This is a genomic window from Saccharopolyspora sp. NPDC000359, from assembly GCF_040300525.1.
Lineage (GTDB): Bacteria > Actinomycetota > Actinomycetes > Mycobacteriales > Pseudonocardiaceae > Saccharopolyspora.
On record NZ_JBEPDU010000001.1, the window covers coordinates 14823 to 37294 of the forward strand.

The 22472-nt window shown below is 72.4% G+C and carries 21 protein-coding genes and 1 pseudogene; 13 read left to right on the forward strand and 9 right to left on the reverse strand.

Features of this window, described 5'->3' with window-relative positions; genetic code table 11:
* Positions 1 to 109: 109 nt before the first annotated feature.
* On the reverse strand, positions 110 to 1039 hold the full coding sequence (locus ABT324_RS00090; protein ID WP_351168988.1) for a diacylglycerol/lipid kinase family protein: 930 nt from the start codon (positions 1037 to 1039) through the stop codon (positions 110 to 112).
* Between the two features lie 400 nt (positions 1040 to 1439).
* Between ABT324_RS00090 and ABT324_RS00095 the strand changes: the two genes are divergently transcribed.
* Complete coding sequence (locus ABT324_RS00095; protein ID WP_351168991.1) at positions 1440 to 1868, forward strand: hypothetical protein; 429 nt, start codon at positions 1440 to 1442, stop codon at positions 1866 to 1868.
* 108 nt (positions 1869 to 1976) lie between these two features.
* Here the strand turns inward: ABT324_RS00095 and ABT324_RS00100 are convergent, their stop codons facing one another.
* From ABT324_RS00100 to sodN, 5 genes and pseudogenes are all read right to left on the reverse strand, one after another.
* Positions 1977 to 2444, reverse strand: coding sequence for a GNAT family N-acetyltransferase (locus tag ABT324_RS00100; protein ID WP_351168994.1), 468 nt, complete (start codon positions 2442 to 2444; stop codon positions 1977 to 1979).
* 65 nt (positions 2445 to 2509) lie between these two features.
* The gene (locus tag ABT324_RS00105; protein WP_351170016.1) at positions 2510 to 3106 is read right to left on the reverse strand and encodes a histidine phosphatase family protein; all 597 of its coding nucleotides are present in this window, start codon (positions 3104 to 3106) and stop codon (positions 2510 to 2512) included.
* A 174-nt stretch (positions 3107 to 3280) separates the two neighbouring features.
* Positions 3281 to 3472, reverse strand: a pseudogene (locus tag ABT324_RS00110) (DJ-1/PfpI family protein); the annotation flags it as partial.
* Between the two features lie 18 nt (positions 3473 to 3490).
* Positions 3491 to 4357, reverse strand: coding sequence for an alpha/beta fold hydrolase (locus ABT324_RS00115; protein ID WP_351168997.1), 867 nt, complete (start codon positions 4355 to 4357; stop codon positions 3491 to 3493).
* A 152-nt stretch (positions 4358 to 4509) separates the two neighbouring features.
* Positions 4510 to 4917 carry a superoxide dismutase, Ni gene (sodN, locus tag ABT324_RS00120; RefSeq protein ID WP_502949661.1) on the reverse strand — a complete coding sequence of 136 codons (408 nt, stop codon included), beginning with the start codon at positions 4915 to 4917 and terminating at the stop codon, positions 4510 to 4512.
* Between the two features lie 78 nt (positions 4918 to 4995).
* Here sodN and ABT324_RS00125 point away from each other — a divergent pair, with 78 nt between their 5' ends.
* Positions 4996 to 5310, forward strand: coding sequence for a S24/S26 family peptidase (locus tag ABT324_RS00125; protein WP_351169000.1), 315 nt, complete (start codon positions 4996 to 4998; stop codon positions 5308 to 5310).
* Between the two features lie 58 nt (positions 5311 to 5368).
* Here the strand turns inward: ABT324_RS00125 and ABT324_RS00130 are convergent, their stop codons facing one another.
* Positions 5369 to 5971 (reverse strand): dTDP-4-dehydrorhamnose 3,5-epimerase family protein, encoded by a 603-nt coding sequence (locus tag ABT324_RS00130; protein ID WP_351169003.1) that lies wholly within the window; start codon positions 5969 to 5971, stop codon positions 5369 to 5371.
* A gap of 435 nt (positions 5972 to 6406) precedes the next feature.
* Here ABT324_RS00130 and ABT324_RS00135 point away from each other — a divergent pair, with 435 nt between their 5' ends.
* The 5 genes from ABT324_RS00135 to yczE all read left to right on the forward strand — a co-directional run bounded on the left by ABT324_RS00135 (position 6407) and on the right by yczE (position 13181).
* Positions 6407 to 7600, forward strand: a complete 1194-nt coding sequence (locus ABT324_RS00135) for an NAD(P)-dependent malic enzyme (RefSeq protein WP_351169006.1) — start codon at positions 6407 to 6409, stop codon at positions 7598 to 7600.
* A gap of 291 nt (positions 7601 to 7891) precedes the next feature.
* Positions 7892 to 10708, forward strand: a complete 2817-nt coding sequence (locus ABT324_RS00140) for a sensor domain-containing protein (protein ID WP_351169009.1) — start codon at positions 7892 to 7894, stop codon at positions 10706 to 10708.
* A gap of 211 nt (positions 10709 to 10919) precedes the next feature.
* Positions 10920 to 11489, forward strand: coding sequence for a TetR/AcrR family transcriptional regulator (locus ABT324_RS00145; protein WP_351169012.1), 570 nt, complete (start codon positions 10920 to 10922; stop codon positions 11487 to 11489).
* Positions 11490 to 11672: 183 nt separating this feature from the next.
* Positions 11673 to 12374 carry an alpha/beta fold hydrolase gene (locus tag ABT324_RS00150; RefSeq protein ID WP_351169015.1) on the forward strand — a complete coding sequence of 234 codons (702 nt, stop codon included), beginning with the start codon at positions 11673 to 11675 and terminating at the stop codon, positions 12372 to 12374.
* 138 nt (positions 12375 to 12512) lie between these two features.
* Positions 12513 to 13181, forward strand: coding sequence for a membrane protein YczE (gene yczE, locus ABT324_RS00155; protein ID WP_351169018.1), 669 nt, complete (start codon positions 12513 to 12515; stop codon positions 13179 to 13181).
* Positions 13182 to 13201: 20 nt separating this feature from the next.
* On the opposite strand, the gene ABT324_RS00160 is transcribed toward yczE, so the two are convergent.
* The gene (locus tag ABT324_RS00160) at positions 13202 to 14737 is read right to left on the reverse strand and encodes a bis-aminopropyl spermidine synthase family protein (RefSeq protein WP_351169021.1); all 1536 of its coding nucleotides are present in this window, start codon (positions 14735 to 14737) and stop codon (positions 13202 to 13204) included.
* Between the two features lie 254 nt (positions 14738 to 14991).
* Here ABT324_RS00160 and ABT324_RS00165 point away from each other — a divergent pair, with 254 nt between their 5' ends.
* The 4 genes from ABT324_RS00165 to ABT324_RS00180 are packed head-to-tail and all read left to right on the forward strand — an operon-like array spanning position 14992 to position 18291.
* A complete protein-coding gene (locus ABT324_RS00165; RefSeq protein WP_351169024.1) occupies positions 14992 to 16083 on the forward strand; it encodes an ABC transporter ATP-binding protein in 1092 nt (363 codons plus the stop codon).
* Positions 16080 to 16736, forward strand: a complete 657-nt coding sequence (locus ABT324_RS00170) for an ABC transporter permease (RefSeq protein WP_351169027.1) — start codon at positions 16080 to 16082, stop codon at positions 16734 to 16736. Before ABT324_RS00165 ends, ABT324_RS00170 begins: the two co-directional genes overlap by 4 nt.
* Complete coding sequence (locus ABT324_RS00175) at positions 16733 to 17413, forward strand: ABC transporter permease (RefSeq protein WP_351169030.1); 681 nt, start codon at positions 16733 to 16735, stop codon at positions 17411 to 17413. The genes ABT324_RS00170 and ABT324_RS00175 overlap by 4 nt, the downstream gene beginning before the upstream one ends.
* A complete protein-coding gene (locus tag ABT324_RS00180) occupies positions 17413 to 18291 on the forward strand; it encodes an ABC transporter substrate-binding protein (RefSeq protein ID WP_351169033.1) in 879 nt (292 codons plus the stop codon). Before ABT324_RS00175 ends, ABT324_RS00180 begins: the two co-directional genes overlap by 1 nt.
* A 57-nt stretch (positions 18292 to 18348) precedes the next feature.
* Here ABT324_RS00180 and ABT324_RS00185 read toward each other — a convergent pair whose 3' ends face one another.
* Positions 18349 to 19131 (reverse strand): IclR family transcriptional regulator, encoded by a 783-nt coding sequence (locus tag ABT324_RS00185; RefSeq protein WP_351169036.1) that lies wholly within the window; start codon positions 19129 to 19131, stop codon positions 18349 to 18351.
* Positions 19132 to 19216: 85 nt separating this feature from the next.
* Between ABT324_RS00185 and hutH the strand changes: the two genes are divergently transcribed.
* Both hutH and hutU read left to right on the forward strand, forming a co-directional pair.
* Complete coding sequence (gene hutH, locus ABT324_RS00190) at positions 19217 to 20749, forward strand: histidine ammonia-lyase (RefSeq protein WP_351169039.1); 1533 nt, start codon at positions 19217 to 19219, stop codon at positions 20747 to 20749.
* A gap of 55 nt (positions 20750 to 20804) precedes the next feature.
* Positions 20805 to 22454, forward strand: a complete 1650-nt coding sequence (hutU, locus tag ABT324_RS00195) for a urocanate hydratase (protein ID WP_351169042.1) — start codon at positions 20805 to 20807, stop codon at positions 22452 to 22454.
* Positions 22455 to 22472: the final 18 nt, after the last annotated feature.

The following is a 22472-nucleotide window of genomic DNA, read 5'->3' on the forward strand; positions in this document are numbered from 1 at the left end:
GAGGGAACTCACCTGAAAGATCGACAGGACTTGACCAGGGGTTTCGGTGTGCTACCGGTCGCGAACGGGGGCCGCGAGTCGGTAACTACGTCCATCCGTTACGAGAAGGTTATACGGCGACGCGGAGAGCTTCCGGGACTGAGAGGAACTCGATCTCCGAACGCTCACCCAGGCAGTCGCCATCGACCTGCAGGCGCAACGGCTCCGTACAGGTTACGCGGAGATGGCCCACGTCCGCACGCTGAATTGAGTTTCTCCCGTGTGGTTTCGCTCTACCGCGCAGCATGTCCGCTACATGTCGTAACACAGGGTAAGCGCGCATGTTCTGCAGCGCGAAGACGCCCAGACCGTTGTCGAAGCTGGTCTCCGGGCTCATCCGCACTGGTCGGGAGCCCAGGTAGGTCCAGGGATCGGTGTTCGAGACGAACACGCTGTGCAGTGGTCCGCCGACCTGTTCCTCGTCACCAATCCGCAGCGTGAGCTTCGGCTCCTCGCGGGCCATCCGGAAGTAGCAGGCGAGCGCGGTGCGCGCGTACAGGGCGGGCGTCACGTTCCGGCCGGTCGAGCGCAGCCGCTCGACCTCGGCGACCACCTCGGCGTCCCAGCCGACACCCGCGTTGAAGGTGAACCAGCGCTCATCGGCGCGGCCCAGCCCGACCCAGCGGCCGCTGCGCTCGGCCACCGCGCGCAACAGGCGGTGGGTGGCCTCGACCGGGTCGCGGGGCAGTCCCAGGGCGCGGGCGAACACGTTCGCCGAGCCGCCGGGCACCACGCCCAGCGTCGGCATCGCCCGGTCACCCACGTCGCCCGCGGCGAACATGCCGTTGACCACTTCGTTGACCGTGCCGTCGCCACCGTGCGCGATCACCAGGTCCACGCCGTCCTCGACGGCCGCGCGGGCGGTCTCCGAGGCGTGGCCCCAGTGCTGGGTCTCGACGAGGTCCAGCTTCAGCTCGCTGGCCAGAGCGTGGGCGATGACATCCCGGCCAGCCGCAGTGGTGGACGTCGCCTGCGGGTTGACGACGAGTACGGCGCGCACACCCCGCAGCCTAGGCCAGGCCACCGGGCGCCCGTGCACCGTCCAGCGCTTCAGCTCTCCCGCGCAGCCTCCTCCCGTCCCGAACCGCACCCGGACCGGCCGCGGGGCCCGACGCGGGCGGGGCGGGCCGGCTGAGGCACCAGGAGCAGGTGCGCCGCGCCGCTGACCACCGCCGGAGCCCGGTGGGAGCCGGATGCGCAACCCCGGAGCGCATCCGCCCGTCGCCCACCCGGGCCGGTCGGGCGCACGGGCGCGGACACCCCGATTTCCGCGGTCCCCGTGGCAGCCATGAGCTGATCATCGCGCGTGACCGTGGTCGCAGCCATGCGTCATTTGAGCGGTATTACCATCGGTGGGGCATACGCAGAGTGACCGAGTTCCGCTTTCCGGAAGGGCAACCGTGTCGACCGAAGCTGTCCCGCGCACCGTGCGCATCGCCGGCGTCCTCACCACGCTGCAGGCCGTGGCGGGGCTGGTCTTCGTCGTCGCGCTGCTGTTCCGCGGGACCGCCACGCTCGACGGGGTGGGGGAGTTCGGGCCCACCCAGACCTACGGGGAGGCCGGGTACTTCACCCTGCTGTCGGCCGGGGTCCTCGCGGCGGGCATCGGCATGCTCAGGGGCAAGCACTGGGCGCGCACCCCGGCCCTGCTGATGCAGCTGATGCTCCTGGGCACCGCGTGGTACGCCTTCGGCCCCTCCGGCCAGCCGCTGATCGGCACGGTGCTCGCGGTGCCCGCGATCGCGGTCCTGTACTTCATGTTCAACCGCGAGGGGCGGCGCTGGTCCTACTACGGCAACGCCGCCCCAGACGCGGACCGCGAAAGCTGAGCTCGGGGGTTCCGCTCCCGCTTGGTTCCGGACGCCTGTCGCGGTAGCTGTTCACCGCCGGATCGGCTTCCGCTCGGTCCGGCGAGCGCTCGTGGGGCTTGGGTGGGGTCAGGCGCTGAAGGTGTGGAGCGCTTCTCCGGTGAGGCGGTAGACGGTCCACTCGTCCATCGGGACCGCTCCGGCCGCCTTGTAGAAGTTGATCGCCGGTTCGTTCCAGTCGAGGACCTGCCACTCCAGCCGCGCGTAGCCGCGGTCCACGCACTCCTTCGCCAGTGCCTGCAGGAGCGCCTTGCCCAGGCCGCTGCCGCGCTGCTGCGGGCTCACGAACAGGTCCTCCAGGTAGATGCCGTGCACGCCCTCCCAGGTGGAGAAGTTCAGGAACCACAGGGCGAGCCCGACCACCGCACCGTCCACTTCGGCCACGTGCCCGAACAGCGCGGGGTCCGGGCCGAACAGCGCCGCGCGCAGCTGCTGCTCGGTCAGGTGGCACTTCTCGGGCGCCTGCTCGTACAGCGCGAGTTCGTGCACCAGCTCGACCATGGCGGGGACGTCGGCTTCGGTCGCACGGCGGATCATCGGTACCTCCACGGGTTCTGCCTACCGGGTCAGCATAGGTGCGCCCGGTGGGCGGTCCCCGCGGCTCAGCCCTGCTGCCAGGGCGGGATGTTGGCGCGCACGACCTGCGGGACGTCGCGCTCGCGGCCGAGGACGGTGATCCCGGCCGGGTCGAGCGCGAAGCGGACCCCGGCGGTCGCGGGCAGGCCGAGCCAGCGGGCGATCAGGCAGCGGCTGAAGTGGCCGTGGCCGACCAGCACCACGTCGGAGGTGGTGTCGGCGACGCGGGCCAGCAGTGCGTCGGCGCGGGCGGCGACCTGCTCGGCGGTCTCGCCGCCCGGGCAGGGGTGCGTCCACACCGTCCAGTCCGGCACCTGCTCGCGGATCTGCGCGGTGGTCAGGCCCTCGTAGTCGCCGTAGTCCCACTCGGCGAGCAGCGGCTCGGCGACGATGTCGCCCAGACCGGCCAGCGCCGCCGTCCGCTGGGCGCGCTGGCGCGGGCTGGCGAGCACGGTGACCGGCCCGGCCGGGCGCAGCGCGGTCAGGGTCTGCCCGGCTTGGCGGGCCCGCAGTTCGCCCTCGACGGTGAGCGGGATGTCCGAGCGGCTGGTGTGCTGACCGGTCTGCGACCAGGCGGTGGTGCCGTGCCGGAGGAGGTAAACGCGGTGCTCGTCCTGTGCCACGGCCCGAGCGTAACCGCGCTGCGCCGGGAGCACCCCCTCGCGGATCGCCGCGGTCAGCTCCGGCCCGGCCTCCTCCGGTGAACCCGCGTCGGGCGGTGGTTGCGGGTCGTGCTCCAGGGCCAGCTGGATCAGCTTCGCGCCGTACTCGCCCCACAGCCGGGCCGCCAGGTGCAGCGCCATGTCGATGCCCGCGGCCACTGCGGCCCTGGTGATCACGTCGCCGTCCACCACGACGCGGTCGGTGCTGACCCGCGCCCCGAGCGCGGCCAGCGCGTCGCGCGTCGCCCAGTGCGTGGTCGCCGGTCGGCCGGTCAGGATGCCGCACCGAGCTTGGTCGGGCCGGTGCGCGTCCGCAAGGACGAGCACCCCACCGATCAGGACAGGTCAGTGGTCGGCGCCCAGGAGGGTCCTGAGGATCGGCTCGGCGTGCGTCCACAGCAGGGCACCGCCCGCGTCCGGCACCAGGTGGTGGCGCGCGGACGGGAGGCGGCCGGCCAGCGTGGTGCCGTGGTCGGGGGAGTGGCTGGGGCTGGTGTCGAGCCCGCCGTACCAGAGGTCGACCGGCGTGCGGACGTCGGCGACGGCGAACGGCCAGCGGCTCATGGCCAGCAGCGTGTCGCGGGCGTATCCGGCCGGGCCCTGGGCGAAGCCCTCGGCCAGCGCCTGCCGGAACACCGGCTCGAACTCCGGGGACCGGTAGACGGCCAGGTCCACCGGCGGGCTGCAGCTGGTGATCAGCTGCCACAGCGCCTCGGCGCTGCCGAACTCGGCGAAGGACCGCTCCGCGGCGGCTGGGTCGGCGGCCGCCAGCTCGACCATGGCCCGCAGGTCCTCCGGGAGCCCGTCGTGGGAGGAGGCGAACTCGTCAGCGCCCGCGACGACCGCGGCCCGCGCCGCCACACCCGCTGCCGCGCAGGCCAGCGCGAAGGGCCCGCCCGCCGAGTACCCGACGGCGGCGAGCTCAGCGGTGCCCAGGATGTCGCGGCGCAGCCCGGCGATGTCGGCGGCGAAGCTGTCCAGCGTGCGTCCCGGCGCCGGGTCGGACGCGCCGACCCCCGGCCGGTCGACGGAGATCAGCCGGATGCCGAGCGCATCGACGGCACCGGTGCCGAACCCGAGCCGTCGGCTCGTCGCCGCACCGGGGCACAGCAGGACGGGGGTCCCGTCCTCCGGCCCCCACTCGGCCCAGGCGAGGTCGCGTCCGTCGGGAAGCCGGTACTGGCCAAGGCGAACCGGTTCGGAGATGTCCACGGGGGTCGATTGTGGACGTTCCGGCCTCCGTGGTGCCACTGGTTTTCCGGGGGAGCGGGAATGCGCGCCAGCGGCGGGCTCCTGGCCCCGAAACAGCGAAAGACGCCGACCGGCGAGGATTCTCGCTGGTCGGCGTCCCGGTGGTGCTGGGCTCAGCCCTGCTTGGTCTCCCAGAAGATCTTGTCGATCTCGGCGATGTAGTCCAGCAGCTGCTGACCGGACTTCGGGTCCATCGAACCCTTGGTGCCGGTGGCGCCCGCGGCCTTGGTGGCCTTGTTGACGAGCTCGTGCAGCTGCGGGTACTTCTCGAAGTGCGGCGGCTTGAAGTAGTCGGTCCACAGCACCCACAGGTGGTGCTTGACCAACTCGGAGCGCTGCTCGGCGATCAGAATCGCGCGAGTGCGGAACTCCGGGTCCTCATTGGCCTGGTACTTCTCCTGAATGGCCTTGACGGATTCAGCCTCGATCCGCGCCTGGGCCGGGTCGTACACGCCGCACGGAAGATCGCAGTGCGCGGTCGCCTCCAGGCGGGGGCTGAGGATTCGCGACAGCAGTCGCATGATTCCTCCCTGACAGTGAGTGCTCCGACAGGGCCGACCCTACTCTGGAAGATCCCCGGCGTCCTACTGGAGGTGGCTGTGAAATCGCTCGGGCGGTGGCCCTGGCGCCGCTTGCTGGTGCGGGGTCCGTCCATGGTTCCCACACTCCGGGACCGCGATGTCGTGCTGCTGCGACTGCGCGGCCGCGCGCGCCCGCGCGACGTCGTCCTGGTCCGCTGGCCGCAGCGGCCGGAGCAGCTGTCGGTCAAGCGCGCGGTGCGCCTCGAGGCGGGCGGCTGGCACGTGGAGGGTGACAACAGCTTCGGCTCGACCGACTCGCGTGAGCTGGGCCCGGCTGAGGTGCTCGGCGTGGTGCGCTGGCGGTTGTGGCCGAGCCCGGGGCGCCTGCGCTGACCGCCTGGTCCTGGCGACCTCCGCTGGTGCGTTCCGCTCCGGTGGAGGTCGCGTGGGCTCAGCGCAGGGTTTCGTAGTGGGTCAGGCAGGTTTCGTAATCCGGAAGAAGTCCCTGCTCCGCCGCTTCGGCGAAGGTGGGGGCCTCGCGGTCCTTCTCGGACAGCACCGGCTCGCCGCCGAGGTGCTCGCCCCACGGGAGCCCGAGTTCCGGGTCCAGCGGGTTGATGCCGTGCTCGGCGCCCGGGTTGTAGGGCGTTGAGCAGAGGTAGCTCATCACCGTGTTGTCGGTGAGCGCCACGAAGGCGTGGCCGAGGCCTTCCGGCACGTAGAGGCCGCGGTACTCCGCGGCGTCGAGGCGGACGGCGTCCCACTTGCCGAAGGTGGGCGAGCCGACCCGGATGTCGATGACCACGTCGAGCAGCGCGCCCTGCGGGCAGTACACGTACTTGGCCTGGCCGGGCGGCACGTCGGAGAAGTGCACCCCGCGGATGACGTCGCGCGCGGAGACGCTGTGGTTGGTCTGCGCGATCCGCATCGGGTGGCCGAGGGCTTCGACGAGCGCGGCCTCCTGGAACGGTGCGACGAAGAGGCCGCGGTGGTCCGGGAACGACTTCGGAATGAACTCGATCGCGCCGGTGTTCTCAAGTCGACGTACCTGCACGGTCGAAAGCCTATGGGGCAGGTTGGCACTCGGTCCGGAGGGGCAGGCGGTTGACCGGACGCGCGCACCGCGGGCGTCGCCGGGAAAAAACGGCGAACGTTCGGTCGGCGCAAATTCTGAAAACCGTACGTACGTACTGGGCCTTTTCGAATCAAAACCGGACGCGCGTACTGCCCAGAACCGTTGACATTTTGTTGAAGTTGCTGGTGAGCTTGTGTGATCCCGGTCGCTGACATTGATCCGGAGGCCTGGCACACTGTTCGAACCGCAGCGTCCGCCGAACCGCTGTCCGACCGGGGCAGCCGCGTTCGGTTCATTCACACCCGCTGGGCCGGAAAGCCCGGCGCAGCGGGGTTATCGCGGGCGGCGCCGCGCCGCCCGTCCGCCCGGCCCGGAATGCGCCCGGGCTGCAGGCATGGCTACAGGAGGGACGCCGTGACCACCGTGAACGACCGCACCGCGAACGGTGCCGATTTGACCAACGAAGAAATTTTCGCCGCGCACGAAGGCGGCAAGCTGGGCGTGGAGGTGACCGCGCCGCTGGCGACCGCGCGCGACCTCTCGATCGCCTACACGCCGGGCGTGGCGCAGGTCAGCCGGGCGATCGCCAGCGACCCGGCGCTGGTCGACCGCTACACCTGGACGCAGCGGTTGGTGGCCGTGGTCAGCGACGGCACCGCGGTGCTCGGGCTCGGCGACATCGGGCCGCGGGCGTCCCTGCCGGTCATGGAGGGCAAGTCCGCGCTGTTCAAGACCTTCGCCGGGCTGGACTCGATCCCGCTGGTGCTGGACACCACCGATGTCGACGAGATCGTGGAGACCCTGGTCCGGCTGCGCCCGTCCTTCGGCGCGGTCAACCTTGAGGACATCTCCGCGCCGCGCTGCTTCGAGCTGGAGCGGCGGGTCTCCGAGGCGCTGGACATCCCGGTGATGCACGACGACCAGCACGGCACCGCGGTGGTGGCGCTGGCCGCGCTGCGCAACGCCGCCAAGGTGGTCGGCCGCGAGCTGGGCTCGCTGCGCGTGGTCATCTCCGGTGCCGGTGCGGCCGGGGTGGCCTGCGCGAAGATCCTGCACACCGCGGGCGTCGGAGAGATCACGGTGCTCGACTCGCGCGGCGTGATCCATGCCGGTCGCGAGGGCCTGACCCCGATCAAGCAGGAGCTGGCCGAGTTCACCAACACCAGCGGCATCACCGGTGGTCCGGCCGAGGCGCTGCGCGGCGCCGACGTGGTCATCGGGGTGTCGGTCGGGCAGCTGCCCGAGGAGCTGGTGGCCACGATGGCCAACGACGCGATCGTGTTCGCGCTGTCCAACCCGGACCCGGAGATCCACCCCGACGTCGCCCGGCGGCACGCCGCCGTGGTGGCCACCGGTCGCAGCGACTTCCCGAACCAGATCAACAACGTGCTGGCCTTCCCCGGCATCTTCAAGGGCGCGCTGGACGTCGGCGCCCGCAAGATCACCGACGGCATGAAGGTCGCGGCCGCCGAGGCGATCGCCGAGGTCGCCGCCGACGACCTCAGCGCGGACCACATCGTGCCCAGCCCGCTCGACCCGCGGGTGGCGCCCGAGGTCAGCGCCGCGGTGGCCAAGGCGGCGCGCGCTGAAGGCGTCGCCAGGTCCTGATCGCCCACCCGCGCACGACGGCCTCCCGGGCACCCGCTCGGGAGGCCGTCCTGGTCAGGGCGGGAAACCAGCCCCATTTCGTCGACATTTGTAGATTTTCCTGGCTTCGCGTCATCAAGTCGGGCGACGGCGGTCACCTCTCCAGGGAATCCGGTTTCGCGCGCGGCACCATGGCGTTACCGCCGGTGCGGTGACCGGTATTGTCGGCCGCACAACCGTTGTGTTGCAGATCACTCGTTCGCGGTGGTCGGCAACCCGGGGCAGCGGTCGCGCGGCTGCGACGCAGGAGGGGTGCTGGTGACCGAGCAGAGCGAGAGGACCCGGAGGAACTCCGGCGGACTCGGCCTGGCCGGTGCTCGTTCGGAGGAGTTCGCCCTGCTGCCGCTCCCGGCCGCACCCGCCCTGCTCAGCACCGAGGAGGGCATCATCGTCCGGGCCACCGAGCAGGCGGCCAAGCTGGCGGGCGAGACCACGCCCGCGGCGCTGATCGGCTGCCGCCTGGCGGACCTGGTCATCCGCAACGGCCCGGTCTCGCTGCTGCGCGCCCGGAGCGGCCAGCACCCGGTCCGCCCGCTGAGCTGGCCGCACGCCGAGGACGAGCGGCTGCGGGTCACCGTGCTGGTCGACATCTCCGACCTCGCCGACGCCGAGCACGACGCGGCCGAGGCCGCCGACGGCGACGAGCGCCGCTGGCTGATCGAGGCACAGCGGATCGCCAAGGTCGGCAGCTGGGTCTACTACCCGGAGACCGGGGAGCTCTACCGCAGCCCGGTGCTCACCGAGTTCCTCGGCGGGTCCGGACCCCAGGAGGCCGCGGGCGTGCTGGCGATGATCGAGTCGACCCACCCCGACGACGTGGAGCGCGCCCGCCAGTTCTACCTGGACGTGCTCAACGCCCCCGAGGACGAGCTGCTCGAGGTGGAGCTGCGCGACCGCGCGGGCCAGCGCGTGTACCTGTGCACCGGGCGGGCCGAGTACAACCGGGCCGGTCGGTGCGAGCGGGTGCAGGGCACCGTGCAGGACGTCACCGAGCACCGGGCGCTGGAGCGGCAGCTCCGCGACGAGCGGCGCAAGCTGCAGGACGCGCAGCGCATCGCCCGGCTCGGCACCTGGGAGTGGGACCTCGGGGCCAACGTGATGCGGCTGTCGAACATGCTGCACGAGATCATCGGCAAGCCGTCCAGCTCGCCGATCACCTTCGAGAGCTACCTGGACCGGGTGCACCCCGACGACCGGGGTTGGGTGCGGCGGGCTTGGCGGCCGCTGGTCGAGGACCACGACCCGATCGAGGTCGAGCACCGCTACCTGCGCCTCGACGGCACCACCCGGATCCTGCGGCTGCACGGCACCGCGATCAAGGACGCCGACGGCGGCGACGTCCTGGTCGGCACCGCCCAGGACGTCACCGAGCAGCGGGCCGTGGTGACCCGCATGGAGCGCTCCAGCCAGCGGTTCACCGACCTGGTCAGCATCACCCCGGTGGGCATCGGGCTGTTCGACCGGGCCGAGCGGCTGGTCGACGCCAACGACGCGCTGTGCGACCTGCTCGGCTACCAGCTGGACCAGCTGCGCGGGATGAGTGCGAAGGACATCACCCACCCCGACGAGCAGAACACCAATCTGCCCACCCCGGCCGAGCACTCCGGGATCCGCCGCCGGGTGCCGCAGCGGGTGCTGGTGCGCTCCGACGGCGAACCGGTGTACTGCGAACTGCGCACCTCCGCCTCGGTGCAGGACGACGGCACGCACTTCTGGCTGGTGGTGTTCCAGGACATCACCGAGCGGCGGCGGGCCGCCGAGGCCCTGCGTTATCAGGCCACCCACGACGACCTGACCGGGTTGCCGAACCGCACCGCGGTCAAGGACCTGCTGCACCAGCTGCTGGGCCGCGCCGACTCGCACCGGGTCGCGGTGCTGTTCTGCGACATCGACAACTTCAAGCGGGTCAACGACTCGCTGGGCCACGACGCCGGTGACGAGCTGCTGGTGGCGCTGGCCCGCCGGTTGGAGGGCGGGCTGCCCGCCGGGTGCACGGCGGCCCGGTTGTCCGGCGACGAGTTCGTCATCATCTGCTCGGACATCGAGGCGGTCGGCGGGGTCGACTCGCTGGCCAACCGGGTCTCCGGCCTGCTGCGCACCGCCGTGCCGGTGCACGGCCAGCTGATCCGGGTCTCCGCCTCGATCGGCGCCGCGGTGCCCGACGGCAGCGCGGCCGGTGGGGAGGACCTGCTGCGCTTCGCCGACGCGGCGATGTTCGAGGCGAAGGGGCGCGGCGCGGGCAAGGTCTCGCTGGCCAGCCCGGCGCTGATGGCCTCCGCGGACCGCCAGCTGCACCTGGAGGGGCAGTTGCGGGAGGCGTTGAACAACGACGGGCTCGCCCTGCACTACCAGCCGGTGGTCGACGTCGACGGCGTGGTGGTCACCGCGGAGGCGCTGGTGCGCTGGCCGCACCCGGACCGCGGGATGCTCGCTCCGGACGCCTTCCTGCCCGTCGCCGAGCAGGGCGACCTGCTGCGCGAGCTGGACCGCTGGGTGCTGCGCACCGCGCTGCGGGAGGCGGCGACCTGGCCGGTGCGCGAGGGTCGGCCGGTGGGCGTGGCGGTGAACCTGGCCGGGCTGGTGCCGGGCGGGCCGGACTTCGTCGACGCGGTGGCCGACATCGTCGCCGAGACCGGCATCGCCTGGGACCGGGTGATCCTGGAGCTGGTGGAGACCGCCCTGGTGGACCTGCCGTCGCGGACCCGGCACGAGATGGGCGAGCTGGTCTCGCGCGGCGTGCGGTTCGCGGTGGACGACTTCGGCACCGGCTACTCGTCGCTGGCGCGGCTGAAGGACCTGCCCGCGCAGATCATCAAGGTGGACCGCCGGTTCGTCGCCGGGGTCGGCGGCGACGCCTCGGACTTCGCGGTGGCCCGCGCGGTGGTGGACATGGCGCGCGCGATGGGGCGCCAGTGCGTGGCTGAGGGGGTGGAGACCGCGACCCAGTTCCACGTGCTCTCCGGGGTCGGCGTGGACGCCTACCAGGGCTGGTTGTTCTCCGGCGCGATCCCGGCCCGCGAGTTCCGCGACCTCGTCGCCAGCGGCCCGATGCCCATCCCCGGCGCCTGAGCCTCCCTACGGAACAAGCCGCTGCCCCAGCCTCGAAACATCCGGGCACCGACTGGCTCGGCGAAGGTGCCTTTCACCCGGTGCGTCGAGGGGGGCTGCTGCGCTTCGGAGAAGCCTCCCGGAGTTCCTCGGCGCCTGACCTTCCCGGGAATTGACTGGTGCGCGCGCTGTCTCCTGTGTACCTTAGGATTAATCCTAGGGAGGTTAGGAAATGCCGCGTGTGGGGATCACGCCGGACGCCCTGGTGTCCGCCGCCGCCGACCTCGCCGACGAGATCGGTTTCGAGAACCTGACGCTGGCCGCGCTCGCCAAGCACTTCGGCGTCCGCGACGCCAGCCTCTACACCCACATCCGGGGCCTGGCTGACCTGCAGGAACGCGTGGCGCTGCGGGCGCTGGGCGAATGGGGCGACGCGCTGGGGCAGGCCGTGGCGGGCCGCTCCGGCTACGACGCCCTGGTCGCCTTCGCCGACACCTACCGGGCCCTGGCCACCGGGCACCCCGGCCGCTACGCGGCCACCCGGCACCCGGTGCCCGCCGAACGGCTCGACGGGTCGGCGGGCGCCGCGCGCATCATCGAGGCCTGCTACGCGCTGCTGCGCGGCTACGACCTCACCGAACCCGACGCCACCGACGCAGTCCGGTTGCTGCGCAGCACGCTGCACGGCTTCAGCGACCTGGAGGCCACCAACGCCTTCACCGCCGACCACAGTCTCGACACCTCGTGGCGGCGGGCGGTCGACAAGCTCCACCACGTGCTGGCCCACTGGTCCGAGATCTGACACCGGGAGACACCCATCCGCACCACCACGCTCACCCTCAACGGCACCCCCATCACCTTCTCCGACCGCGGTGAAGGCAGCCCGCTGCTGCTCCTGCCCGGCGGTGCCGGGCACGCCGGGGTCCTCGACGGGCTCGCCGCGCACCTGGCCGACCACCACCGCGTCGTCACCGCGTCCAACCGCGTGGTCTCGGCCTGGCCGGGCACCGAGCGCCGCGACCAGCACCCGGCGGTCTTCGCCGAGGACGTCCGTGGCCTGGTCGAGGAGCTCTTCGACGAGCCGCCGACCGCGTTCGCCTTCAGCTCCAGCGCCATCACCACCCTCGAGCTGCTGGCCCGCCACCCCGGCACCCTCCGCCGCGCGATCGTCCACGAACCCCCGGTGCTCGGCCTGCTGCCGGACGCCCAGCGCCACCGGGACGCGCTCGAAGCGGTCCGGACGGCCGCGCGCACCGAGGGCATGGACGAGGCGACCCGGCTGATGACCGAGGTCATGACGGCCCCGGAACCCGGCGCGGACTCCCCGGACGTGCGCCACCCCGGCGACTGGCTCGACGGCTACGCCGAGACCTCGCCCGAACCGCCCACCCCGGAACTGCTGGAGCTGCTGCCGCGGCTCGGCGAGCTCCAGCCGCTGTTCCTGGAGCACATCCTGATCCCGTTCACCACCCACGAGGTCGACCTGGCCACGCTCGGCGAGGTGGGCCCGCGGCTGGTCCCCGCCGCCGGGATCGACTCCCGGGGCCAGCTCCCGCACCGGGCGGCCGCGGCCCTGGCCACCAAGCTCGGCCTGCCCCTGACCGAGTTCCCCGGCGGCCACCTCGGACCCACCGAGCGGCCCGCCCAGTTCGCCCGCGCGCTCCGGGCGCTGCTCGCGGAGGTCTGAGCCGTCCTGCGGGAGGGGCCAGCGTTGCTGATCTGGCTCTTTCCGCCCGTGCCGCGCTGATCCCAGGATCAGGGGGACATCGATCCGCCGTGCCGCGGATCGCCGAGAACCCCTCCGGGGCAGGCGTTGAGGACATCTGTGACTGCGGTACCGCAAGCCGAGCGACGTCAGTTCGTGGCCAGGCGGATGACGGCTGGCGAGCAACTCCGAGCGGAGAAGAAGGCCTGGCGGCTGGTCCAGCTGCTGGTGGGGCTCGTCGGCTACGGCACGGCGCTGACCTTCCTGGTCGGCTCCTCACTGGGGGCGTCGAGCTGGAGCGTGCTCGCGGAAGGGCTTTCGCTGCGCACCGGCATGACGTTCGGGTGGGCGACCAACCTGACCGCCGTGGTGGTCCTGCTCTGCTGGATCCCGCTGCGGGAGCTGCCCGGCCTGGGCACGTTCCTGAACGTGGTCCTGGTCGGCACCTCGGCCGACCTCACCGCGCTGCTGGTGCCGCCGCCGAGCTCGCTGGTCCAGCAGCTCAGCTACCTCCTGCTGGGCCTGCTCATGCTGGCGTTCTTCGACGCGGTCTACCTCGGCGCCAGGTTCGGCTCCGGACCGCGCGACGGCCTGATGACCGGCGCGGTCCGGCTCTCCGGCAAGCCGATCTGGCTGGTGCGCACCGCGATCGAGCTGGTGGTGCTGGCCGCGGGCTGGCTGCTCGGCGGCACGGTCGGCCTCGGCACGCTGCTGATCGCGGTGTCCATGGGCCCGCTGGTCCAGCAGTTCCTGCGCCGCACCACCGTCCGCCTCGCCGCCGACGGCTGACCGGAGAACCGCTGTCGCGGCTAGAGCTTGGCCAGCAGTTCGGCGATGCGGTGCCGGGGCAGGTCGATCAGCCGCAGGTCCAGGTCCGACGTCCTGGGCGCGAGCGCCACCACGCGCTCCTTGGCCACCCGCTTGGTCAGCTCCGGGTCGACGTGCGCGATCAGGCCCTCCCGGCAGACGTTGCCGACCTTGCCGTGCGCGCGCTGCAGCAGGTAACCGGCCACCGAGTCCGGTTCCACCAGGTCGGCCACCACGAGGGCGTGCCGGGAGTTCGGCGTGCTGCGGTGGAAGCGCAGCCGGTACTTCGGCGCGACCAGCTCGGACAGCGCGCGCTGGGCGCGTTCGCTGGTGATGTCCGGGTGGTTGTTGTCCACCAGGAACGCCAGCCGGTCGGTGTTGCCCGCCAGCAGCATGCGCAGCAGCCACGGCCCCGGGGCCGACCGCAGGTCGTACACCGGCGGCTGCTGCTGGCGGTTGATCGGGCGCGACCAACCGGGATCGCGCAGCGAGTTGACCCGGGTGCCCAGGCGCTCCCCGATCGCGGTCAGGAACTCCGGCGGCGCGGTCGCCTCGATCGCCTCCACCGACTGCGGCCCGTGCGTGTAGATGCCGGGCGCCTGCCGCAGCGCGAGCTTGCGGGTGTGCGCGGTCGGCTGGCACACGTACAGGTCGCTGGCGCTGCCGATGGCCTGCGCCCCGAAGTAGCGGTGGAACCGCGGCAGGATCGCCTCGAACACCATGCCCAGCCGGAGCAGCTCCTGCTGCACCTTGTGCCCCAGCGCCGGGGTCCGCGGGCTGTAGCCGTAGGCGACGAGCAGCCGGCTCTGCGGCCCGGCGAGGCACTCGGCGGCGCGGGTGGCGAACAGGCCGACGCCCTCCGGGGTGTAGGGCGGGTCGGTGAACACCAGGTCGGCCCAGCCCTCCAGCACCGGCGGCACCCCGAAGCGCAGGTCGGCGTGCAGGGTGCGGACGTCGAAACCGCGTTCGGCGGAGACTGTGTCGATGTGCTGCAGGATGCGCTCGTCGACGTCCACGACGGTCACCGGCACCGACGGCGCCACCAGGCCGAGCGCCAGCGAGGTCAGGTCGTGGTCGCCCACGCAGAGCACGTTGGCGCCGCGCAGGTCGTAGTTGTCGCGCAGCCACTCGGCGCGCCGCAGCGCGGTCTCCGGGGTGGCGGTGACGTGGTCCAGCGCGACCGCGGGTTCCGGCCCGCCGTCGATGAACCCGCGCATCAGCGCCACCTGCTCCGGCCCGGTCGGGGCCGACGCGCCCAGCTCGTCCAGCGCGAAGCGCTCCCGGTAGCGGTCGCGGGCCTGCGCGGTCAGCCGGTGGGCGGTGCCGGTGGATTCCAGGTCGGGGCCGATCGCGGCGAGCAGGTCCTCGACGGTGCGCCGGGTGACCGCGGTGCGGCGCACCAGCTCGTCGAACTCGACGGGCTCGCCGGTGAGCTGCGCGAGGACCTCGCGCAGGCGGCGCGCGAGCACACCGGCGTCGGCGAGCAGTCCCTGCACGGCGTCGATGGGATCAGGAGTGGCATGCGGAGCAGTGTTCATCGGGTGAATCAGCTTACGGTGCCCGCTTGCGACCCGCGCTCCCAGCAGCCGGAACGAGATCACGCGTAGGTCTCGGCGATCGCAGGATTGCACCGATCGAGCTAGGGTCGGCCAGGTTTGGTGGGGGGGCGGACCGCGACAAGGGGGTGCTCCAGTGGTCGTTGTGCGCAGCGGTGTGAGCGCCGAACCTGCCCACCGGCAAGAAGAAGCGGCACAGACCGCTTGCTGAACAGACCTGACATGAGGGGGCTCGGTTGATCGAGTTCCAGGCCGTGCGCAAGGAGTACCAGAACGGCACCGTCGCCGTCCACGAGCTGAGCCTGTCGGTGCGGACAGGCACCATCACCGTGCTGGTGGGTCCTTCCGGGTGCGGGAAGACCACGTTGATGCGGATGGTGAACCGGATGATCGACCCGTCGTCGGGCACAGTGCTCGTCGGTGGCACCGACGTGCGCGAGCGCGACCCGGCGGAGCTGCGCCGCGGCATCGGCTACGTGATCCAGCAGGCGGGCCTGTTCCCGCACCGCACCGTGCTCGACAACATCGCCACCGTGCCGCTGCTGCACGGCCGCAGCAAGCAGGACGCCCGCAAGCGCGCCGGGGAGCTGCTGGAGCTGGTCGGGTTGCAGCCGGAGCTGGCCAAGCGCTACCCGGCGCAGCTCTCCGGCGGGCAGCAGCAGCGCGTCGGGGTGGCGCGGGCGCTGGCGGCGGACCCGCCGGTGCTGCTGATGGACGAACCGTTCAGCGCGGTCGACCCGGTGGTCCGGGAAGGCCTGCAGGACGAGCTGCTGCGGTTGCAGGACGAGCTGGACAAGACGGTCCTGTTCGTCACCCACGACATCGACGAGGCCATCAAGCTCGGCGAGAAGGTCGCGGTGCTGCGGCAGGGCGGCCACCTCGCCCAGTACGCCGAACCCGACGACCTGCTGGCCGAACCGGCCGACGACTTCGTCACCGGGTTCGTCGGCCGCGACCGCGGCTACCGGCGGCTGTCCTTCGTGGACTCCGACAGCATCGAGCCGCAGCCGGTGGCCACCGTCGAGCTCGGCACCCGGGTGGACCGGCAGCAGCAGTGGCGGCTGGCGCTGGACGGGGCGGGGCGGCCGCGCGGTTGGCTGCCGCCGGAGACCGAAGTGGACGGACCGCTGACCGAGGACCGGCTCGTCGCGGGCGGCTCGCTGTACTCGCGGGGCGCCCCGCTGCGCGGTGCGCTGGACGCCGCGCTGTCCGCGCCGACCGGGCTCGGCGTGGTGGTCGACGGCGACGGCGGGTACGTCGGCGTGGTCACCGCCGAGCACGTGCTCGGCGTGATCGAGCGGCACCGCCGGCCCGAGGGGCTGCCGTGATCGACTACTTCAGCAGCCCGAGCAACCGCGAGCTGGTGCTCGGCCAGCTCGCCGAGCACATCTACCTGGCCCTGCTGCCGCTGCTGCTCGGCGTGCTGCTGGCGCTGCCGCTCGGCCGGCTGGCCCAGCAGGTGCGCTGGCTGCGCGGCGCGTTGCAGGGCACCGCGAACGTCGTCTACACGATCCCGTCCCTGGCGCTGTTCGTGATCATCCCCGGCCTGCTGGGCACCCCGCTGCTGTCCTCGGTCAACGTGGTCATCGCGCTGACCCTCTACACCGCGGCGCTGCTGGTCAGCCCGGTCAAGGACGCGCTCGACTCGGTGCCCGGGCACATCGTTGCCGCCGCCACCGCGCTCGGCTACCGGTCCGCCCGGCGGTTCCTCACCGTCGAGCTGCCGCTGTCGGTGCCGGTGCTGGGCGCGGCGGTGCGGGTGGCCTCGGTCAGCAACATCAGCATGGTCAGCGTGGGCGCGCTGGTCGGCATCGGCGGGCTGGGCCGGTTGTTCACCGACGGCTTCCAGCGCGACTACCCGATGCAGATCGTCATCGGCATCGTGCTGACCCTGCTGCTGGCGCTGGTGGTGGACCTGCTGCTGGTGCTGCTGTGGCGGCTGGCCACACCGTGGGCGCGGACGGGGGTGGGCGCGACGTGATCGGCGAGTTGATCGCGTGGTTGACCGACCCGGCGCACTGGACCGGACCGGGCGGCGTGCTGGCCCAGACCCTGCTGCACCTCTACTACTGCGTGGTGTCGGTGGCGGCGGCCTCGCTGGTGGCCATCCCCCTGGGCGTCTACATCGGACACACCGGGCGAGGTTCGGTGCTGGTGGTCGCGGTCGGCAACGCGATGCGCGCGCTGCCCACCCTGGGCCTGGTGACGCTGCTGGTGCTGGGCTTCGGGCTCGGCGAGCTGCCCGCGCTGGCCGGGCTGGTGGTCCTGGCCATCCCGTCGATCCTGTCCGGCGCCTACGCGGGCGTCCGCAACGCCCCGGCCGACGCGGTGGACGCGGCCAAGGGCATGGGCATGACCGCCGCGCAGCGGCTGTGGCAGGTGGAGCTGCCGACCGCGGTGCCACTGGTGCTCGGCGGGGTGCGCAGCGCGATGCTGCAGGTGGTGGCCACCACGGCCGTCGCCGCCTACGTCGGCCTCGGCGGGCTGGGGCGGATCCTGTTGGACGGGTTGAAGATCAGCGACTACGCGCAGATGGCCTCGGCCGCGATCGTGATCGCGGTCCTGGCGGTGCTGCTCGACCTGGTGTTGGCCGGTGCGACCCGGCTGCTGGTGCCGAGAGGGCTGCAGCTGGCCGCCCGACGAGGAGGTAAGGACTGATGAAGCGGTTGCTGGTGTGCGCAGCTGCGGCGGCGCTGCTGCTGACCGGCTGCGGATCGCAGGACCCGTTGGCGGCCAACGGGGACCAGGGCGGCACCGTGGTCGTCGGGTCGGCGGACTTCGCGGAGAGCGAGCTGCTGATGCACATCTACGCGGAGGCGCTGAAGACCACGGGCGCCGACGTGCAGACCAAACCCCGCATCGGCGCCCGCGAGTTCTACGTGAACGCGGTGCGCAACGGGGAGCTCTCGGTGGTGCCCGACTACACCGGGAACCTGCTGGCGTACCTGGACCCGCAGGCCACGGCCACCGAGACCCAGCAGGTCTACGACCAGCTGGAGCGGACCCTCCCGGCGGAGGTGGACCTGCTGGAGCAGTCCCCGGCGGAGGACTCCGACGTGCTGACGGTCACCGCCGCCACCGCGAACAGCGGACTGCGCTCGATGACCGACCTGGGCCCGCGCTGCGGTGAGCTGGTCCTGGGCGCCCCGGCGGAGTGGAAGTCCCGCTGGGAAGCCAAGATCGCCGAGGACTACGGCTGCACCTTCAAGGAGATCCGCCCCGTGGAGGCGGGCACCATCACGGTGAACGCCCTGGTCGACGACCAGATCCAGGTGGCGAACCTGTTCACCACGTCCTCCCAGATCGCGGAGGAGGGCCTGGTGAAGCTGGACGACCCGAAGAACATGTTCCCCGCCCAGAACGTGGTCCCCCTGGTCCACAAGGACAAGCTGACGCCGCAGCAGGTGGAAGCCCTGAACAAGGTTTCCCGAGCGTTGACCACGGAGGAGTTGACGGACCTCAACCGCCGCCTGGAGGTGGACAAGGCCAACCCGGCGGACCTGGCGAAGGAGTTCATCGCCGGAGCCGGCCTCTGACGCTGTGACCGACCACCACCCCTCGGACGTGCGTCCGGGGGTGGTGTGGTTCTTGGTTCAGGTGGTTCGTCCGCTGATGCGGTTGGTCAGTTCTGCTGCTGTTCGGTGGACTTGGGCTGCTAGGTCGGGCCAGGTGTTCTCGCACTCGGGGCCTTCGCAGGGGTGGCGGAAGGTCACGCTGATCGCGGCGATCGGGTGGCCTCCGTGGTCGAACACCGGGCAGGCCACCGAGGCGAAGCCCGCCGTGACGAAGCCGTCCTCGACCGCCCAGCCGCGGCGCAGCTCGGTGGCCAGCAGGCGGCGCAGCTCGGGGAGGTTGCGGGGGCCTCGGTCGGTGCGGCGGACGAACCGCTCGCTGGTGGGCAGGACGGCGCGGACCTGCGCGGCGGGCAGGTGGGCGAGCACCGCGCGGCCGGAGGCGGTCAGCTGGGCGGGCAGGCGCACCCCGACGTCGGTCACCAGGGTTTGCGGCTGGGACGGGCGTTCCTTGATCAGATAGAGCGACTCGCCGCCGTGCAGGACGCCCAGGTGCGCGGTGGAGCCGACCTCGTCGACCAGGCGGCGCAGCAGCGGTCCGGCCAGGCGTTCCAGCGGGTCGTGGCGGAGGTAGGCCGAGCCGAGTTCGAAGGTCGCCATGCCGAGGCCGTAGCGGCGCTCCTCGGGCAGGTGGGTGACGAACCCGGCCGCCACCAGCTCGGACAGCAGGTGGTAGGTGGTGGAGCGCGGCAGGTCCAGGTCGCGGGCGATGACCCCGGCGGAGACCGGCCCGGCCCGCCCGGCCAGCAGCCGCAGGATGGCCAGGCCCCGCCGCAGCGCGGGCACGTCGCTGCTGCCGCTCACCGCACCTCCCCGTCAGTCTGGGATACCAGACGGTCTCACCCTATCCGGGCTTCTGCGAATCGCCTCGTGGCGTTGGTATGGAGGGATGGGAGTCGACGCGCTGGACCTGGGGCCGGGGCCGCTGGCCCGCGAGCAGGTGGTCGCGGTCGCCCGGGACGGGGCCCGGGTGGTGCTGACGCCGCTCGCTGAGCAGGCCATCGCCGCCACCCGCGAGCACATCGACGCCCTCGCCGCGGAGGCCCGCCCCGTCTACGGGATCTCGACCGGCTTCGGGGCGCTGGCGGTGCGGCACATCCCGGGCGACCGGCGCGCGGCGCTCCAACAGTCCTTCGTGCGCTCGCACGCGGCGGGCAGCGGCACGGCGGTCGAGCTGGAGGTCGTGCGTGCGCAGATGCTGCTGCGCCTGCGCACCATCGCCACCGGCCGCACCGGGGTCCGCCCGGCGACCGCGCACGCGCTGGCTTCCCTGCTGAACGCGGGCATCGTGCCCGTGGTGCACGAGTTCGGTTCGCTCGGCTGCTCCGGGGACCTCGCGCCGCTGGCCGCGGTCGCGCTGGCGCTGACCGGGGAGGGCGAGGTCTTCGACGCCGCGGGAGCCCGGCGCCCAGCGGCCGAGGTGCTCGCCGAGGCAGGTGTCGAGCCGGTGGTGCTGGCGGAGAAGGAAGGCCTGGCGCTGACCAACGGCACCGACGGCATGCTCGGCATGCTGGTGCTCGCGCTGCACGACCTCGCCGCCCTGCTGGACGTGGCGGACGTGACCGCGGCGATGACCGTGGAGGCGCTGCTGGGCACCGACCGGGTCTTCGCCGCCGACCTGCAGCGGCTGCGCCCGCACCCGGGGCAGGCGGTGTCGGCGGCGCGGATGGCGGCGCTGCTGGCCGGGTCGCCGATCGTCGCCAGCCACCGCGGCCCCGACTGCACGCGGGTGCAGGACGCGTACTCGCTGCGCTGCGCCCCGCAGGTGCACGGCGCGGCGCGCGACACCGCCCGCCACGCGGAGGCGGTCGCGGACCGGGAGCTCGCCGCGGCCATCGACAACCCGGTGGTGCTCGACGACGGGCGCGTGGAGTCCAACGGCAACTTCCACGGCGCTCCGCTGGCCTACGCGCTGGACTTCCTGGCCATCCCGCTGGCCGACGTGGCGAGCATGGCCGAGCGCCGCACCGACCGGATGCTCGACGTGGCGCGGTCGCACGGGCTGCCCGCGTTCCTGGCCGACGACCCTGGCGTGGACTCCGGGCACATGATCGCGCACTACACCCAGGCCGGGCTGGTCAGCGAGCTCAAGCGGCTCGCGGTCCCGGCCTCGGTGGACTCGATCCCGACCAGCGCGATGCAGGAGGACCACGTGTCGCTGGGCTGGTCGGCGGCCCGCAAGCTCCGCCGCGGCGTCGACGCGCTGACCAGCGTGCTCGCTGTCGAACTGCTCACCGCCGCCCGCGCCCTGGACCTGCGCGCGCCGCTGGAGCCCGCCCCGGCCACGGCGGCCGTGCGGGACCTGCTGCGCACCCGCGTGCCCGGCCCGGGCCCCGACCGGCACGTGGCGCCGGAGATCGCCGCGGCGGAAGACCTGATCCGGTCCGGCGCGGTGCGATCCACCGCAGCCCGGTACCTGTGAGGCCGCCCGTGGACCTCGAAGTGGTGAACCCGGAACGAGTCGAACGGAGGGTGTCATGAGCCAGGCCCGACCCGTGCGCGCCCCGCGCGGCACAACCCTGACCGCGCGCAGCTGGAGCACCGAAGCGCCGCTGCGGATGCTGCAGAACAACCTGGACCCGGAAGTCGCCGAACGGCCCGACGACCTGGTGGTCTACGGCGGCACCGGGAAGGCCGCGCGCAACTGGGCGTGCTTCGACGCGATGGTGCGGGAGCTGACCGACCTGCGCGAGGACGAGACGCTGCTGGTGCAGTCCGGCAAGCCCGTCGGGGTGCTGCGGACCCACGAGTGGGCGCCGCGGGTGCTCATCGCCAACTCGAACCTGGTCGGGGACTGGGCGAACTGGGAGGAGTTCCGCCGCCTCGACGCGCTCGGCCTGATGATGTACGGGCAGATGACCGCCGGGTCGTGGATCTACATCGGAACGCAGGGCATCCTGCAGGGCACCTACGAGACGTTCGGCGCGGTGGCCGCCAAGCGGTTCGGCGGGTCGCTGGCGGGCACGTTGACGCTCACCGCCGGACTAGGCGGGATGGGCGGCGCGCAGCCGCTGGCGGTGACCATGAACGACGGCGTGGCGCTGGTCGTGGAGTGCGACCCGGAGCGGGCGCACCGCCGCGTCCGCCACCACTACCTCGACGAGGTGGCCGCCGACCTCGACGACGCGATCGCCAAGGCGGTGGCGGCCAAGGAGCAGCGGCGCGCGTACTCGGTGGCGGTGATCGGCAACGCGGCCGAGGTGGTGCCGGAGGTCCTGCGGCGCGGGGTCCCGGTGGACATCGTCACCGACCAGACCTCCGCGCACGACCCGCTGTCCTACCTGCCGCTGGGGGTCGCGCTGGAGGACTGGGCCGACTACGCGGCGGCCAAGCCCGAGGAGTTCACCGAGCGGGCGCGCGAGTCGATGGCCAAGCACGTGGAGGCGATGGTCGGCTTCCTCGACGCCGGTGCGGAGGTGTTCGACTACGGCAACTCGCTGCGCGGCGAGGCCCAGCTGGCGGGGTACCAGCGGGCCTTCGCCTACCCCGGGTTCGTGCCCGCCTACATCCGGCCGCTGTTCTGCGAGGGCAAGGGCCCGTTCCGGTGGGCGGCGCTGTCCGGGGACCCGGCCGACATCGCCGCGACCGACCGGGCGGTGCTGGAGTTGTTCGGCGAGGACGAGCACCTGGCGCGGTGGATCCGGATGGCCGGGGAGCGGGTGTCGTTCCAGGGTCTCCCGGCGCGGATCTGCTGGCTCGGCTACGGCGAGCGCGCGAAGGCGGGGGAGCGGTTCAACGACATGGTGGCCTCCGGTGAGCTCACGGCGCCGGTGGTGCTGGGCCGCGACCACCTGGACTGCGGTTCGGTGGCCTCCCCCTACCGGGAGACCGAGGCGATGGCCGACAGCTCGGACGCGGTGGCCGACTGGCCGTTGCTGAACGCGCTGGTCAACACGGCCTCGGGCGCGACGTGGGTGTCGCTGCACCACGGTGGCGGGGTCGGCATGGGCCGGTCGCTGCACGCCGGTCAGGTCACCGTCGCCGACGGCACCGAACTGGCCGGGCGGAAGCTGGCGCGGGTGCTGACCAACGACCCGGGGATGGGCGTGATCCGCCACGTCGACGCGGGCTACCCCCGCGCCGAGCAGGTCGCGGCGGAGCGCGGCGTCCGGACTCCGCTGGTCTGATGTCGATCGAGTTCGCAG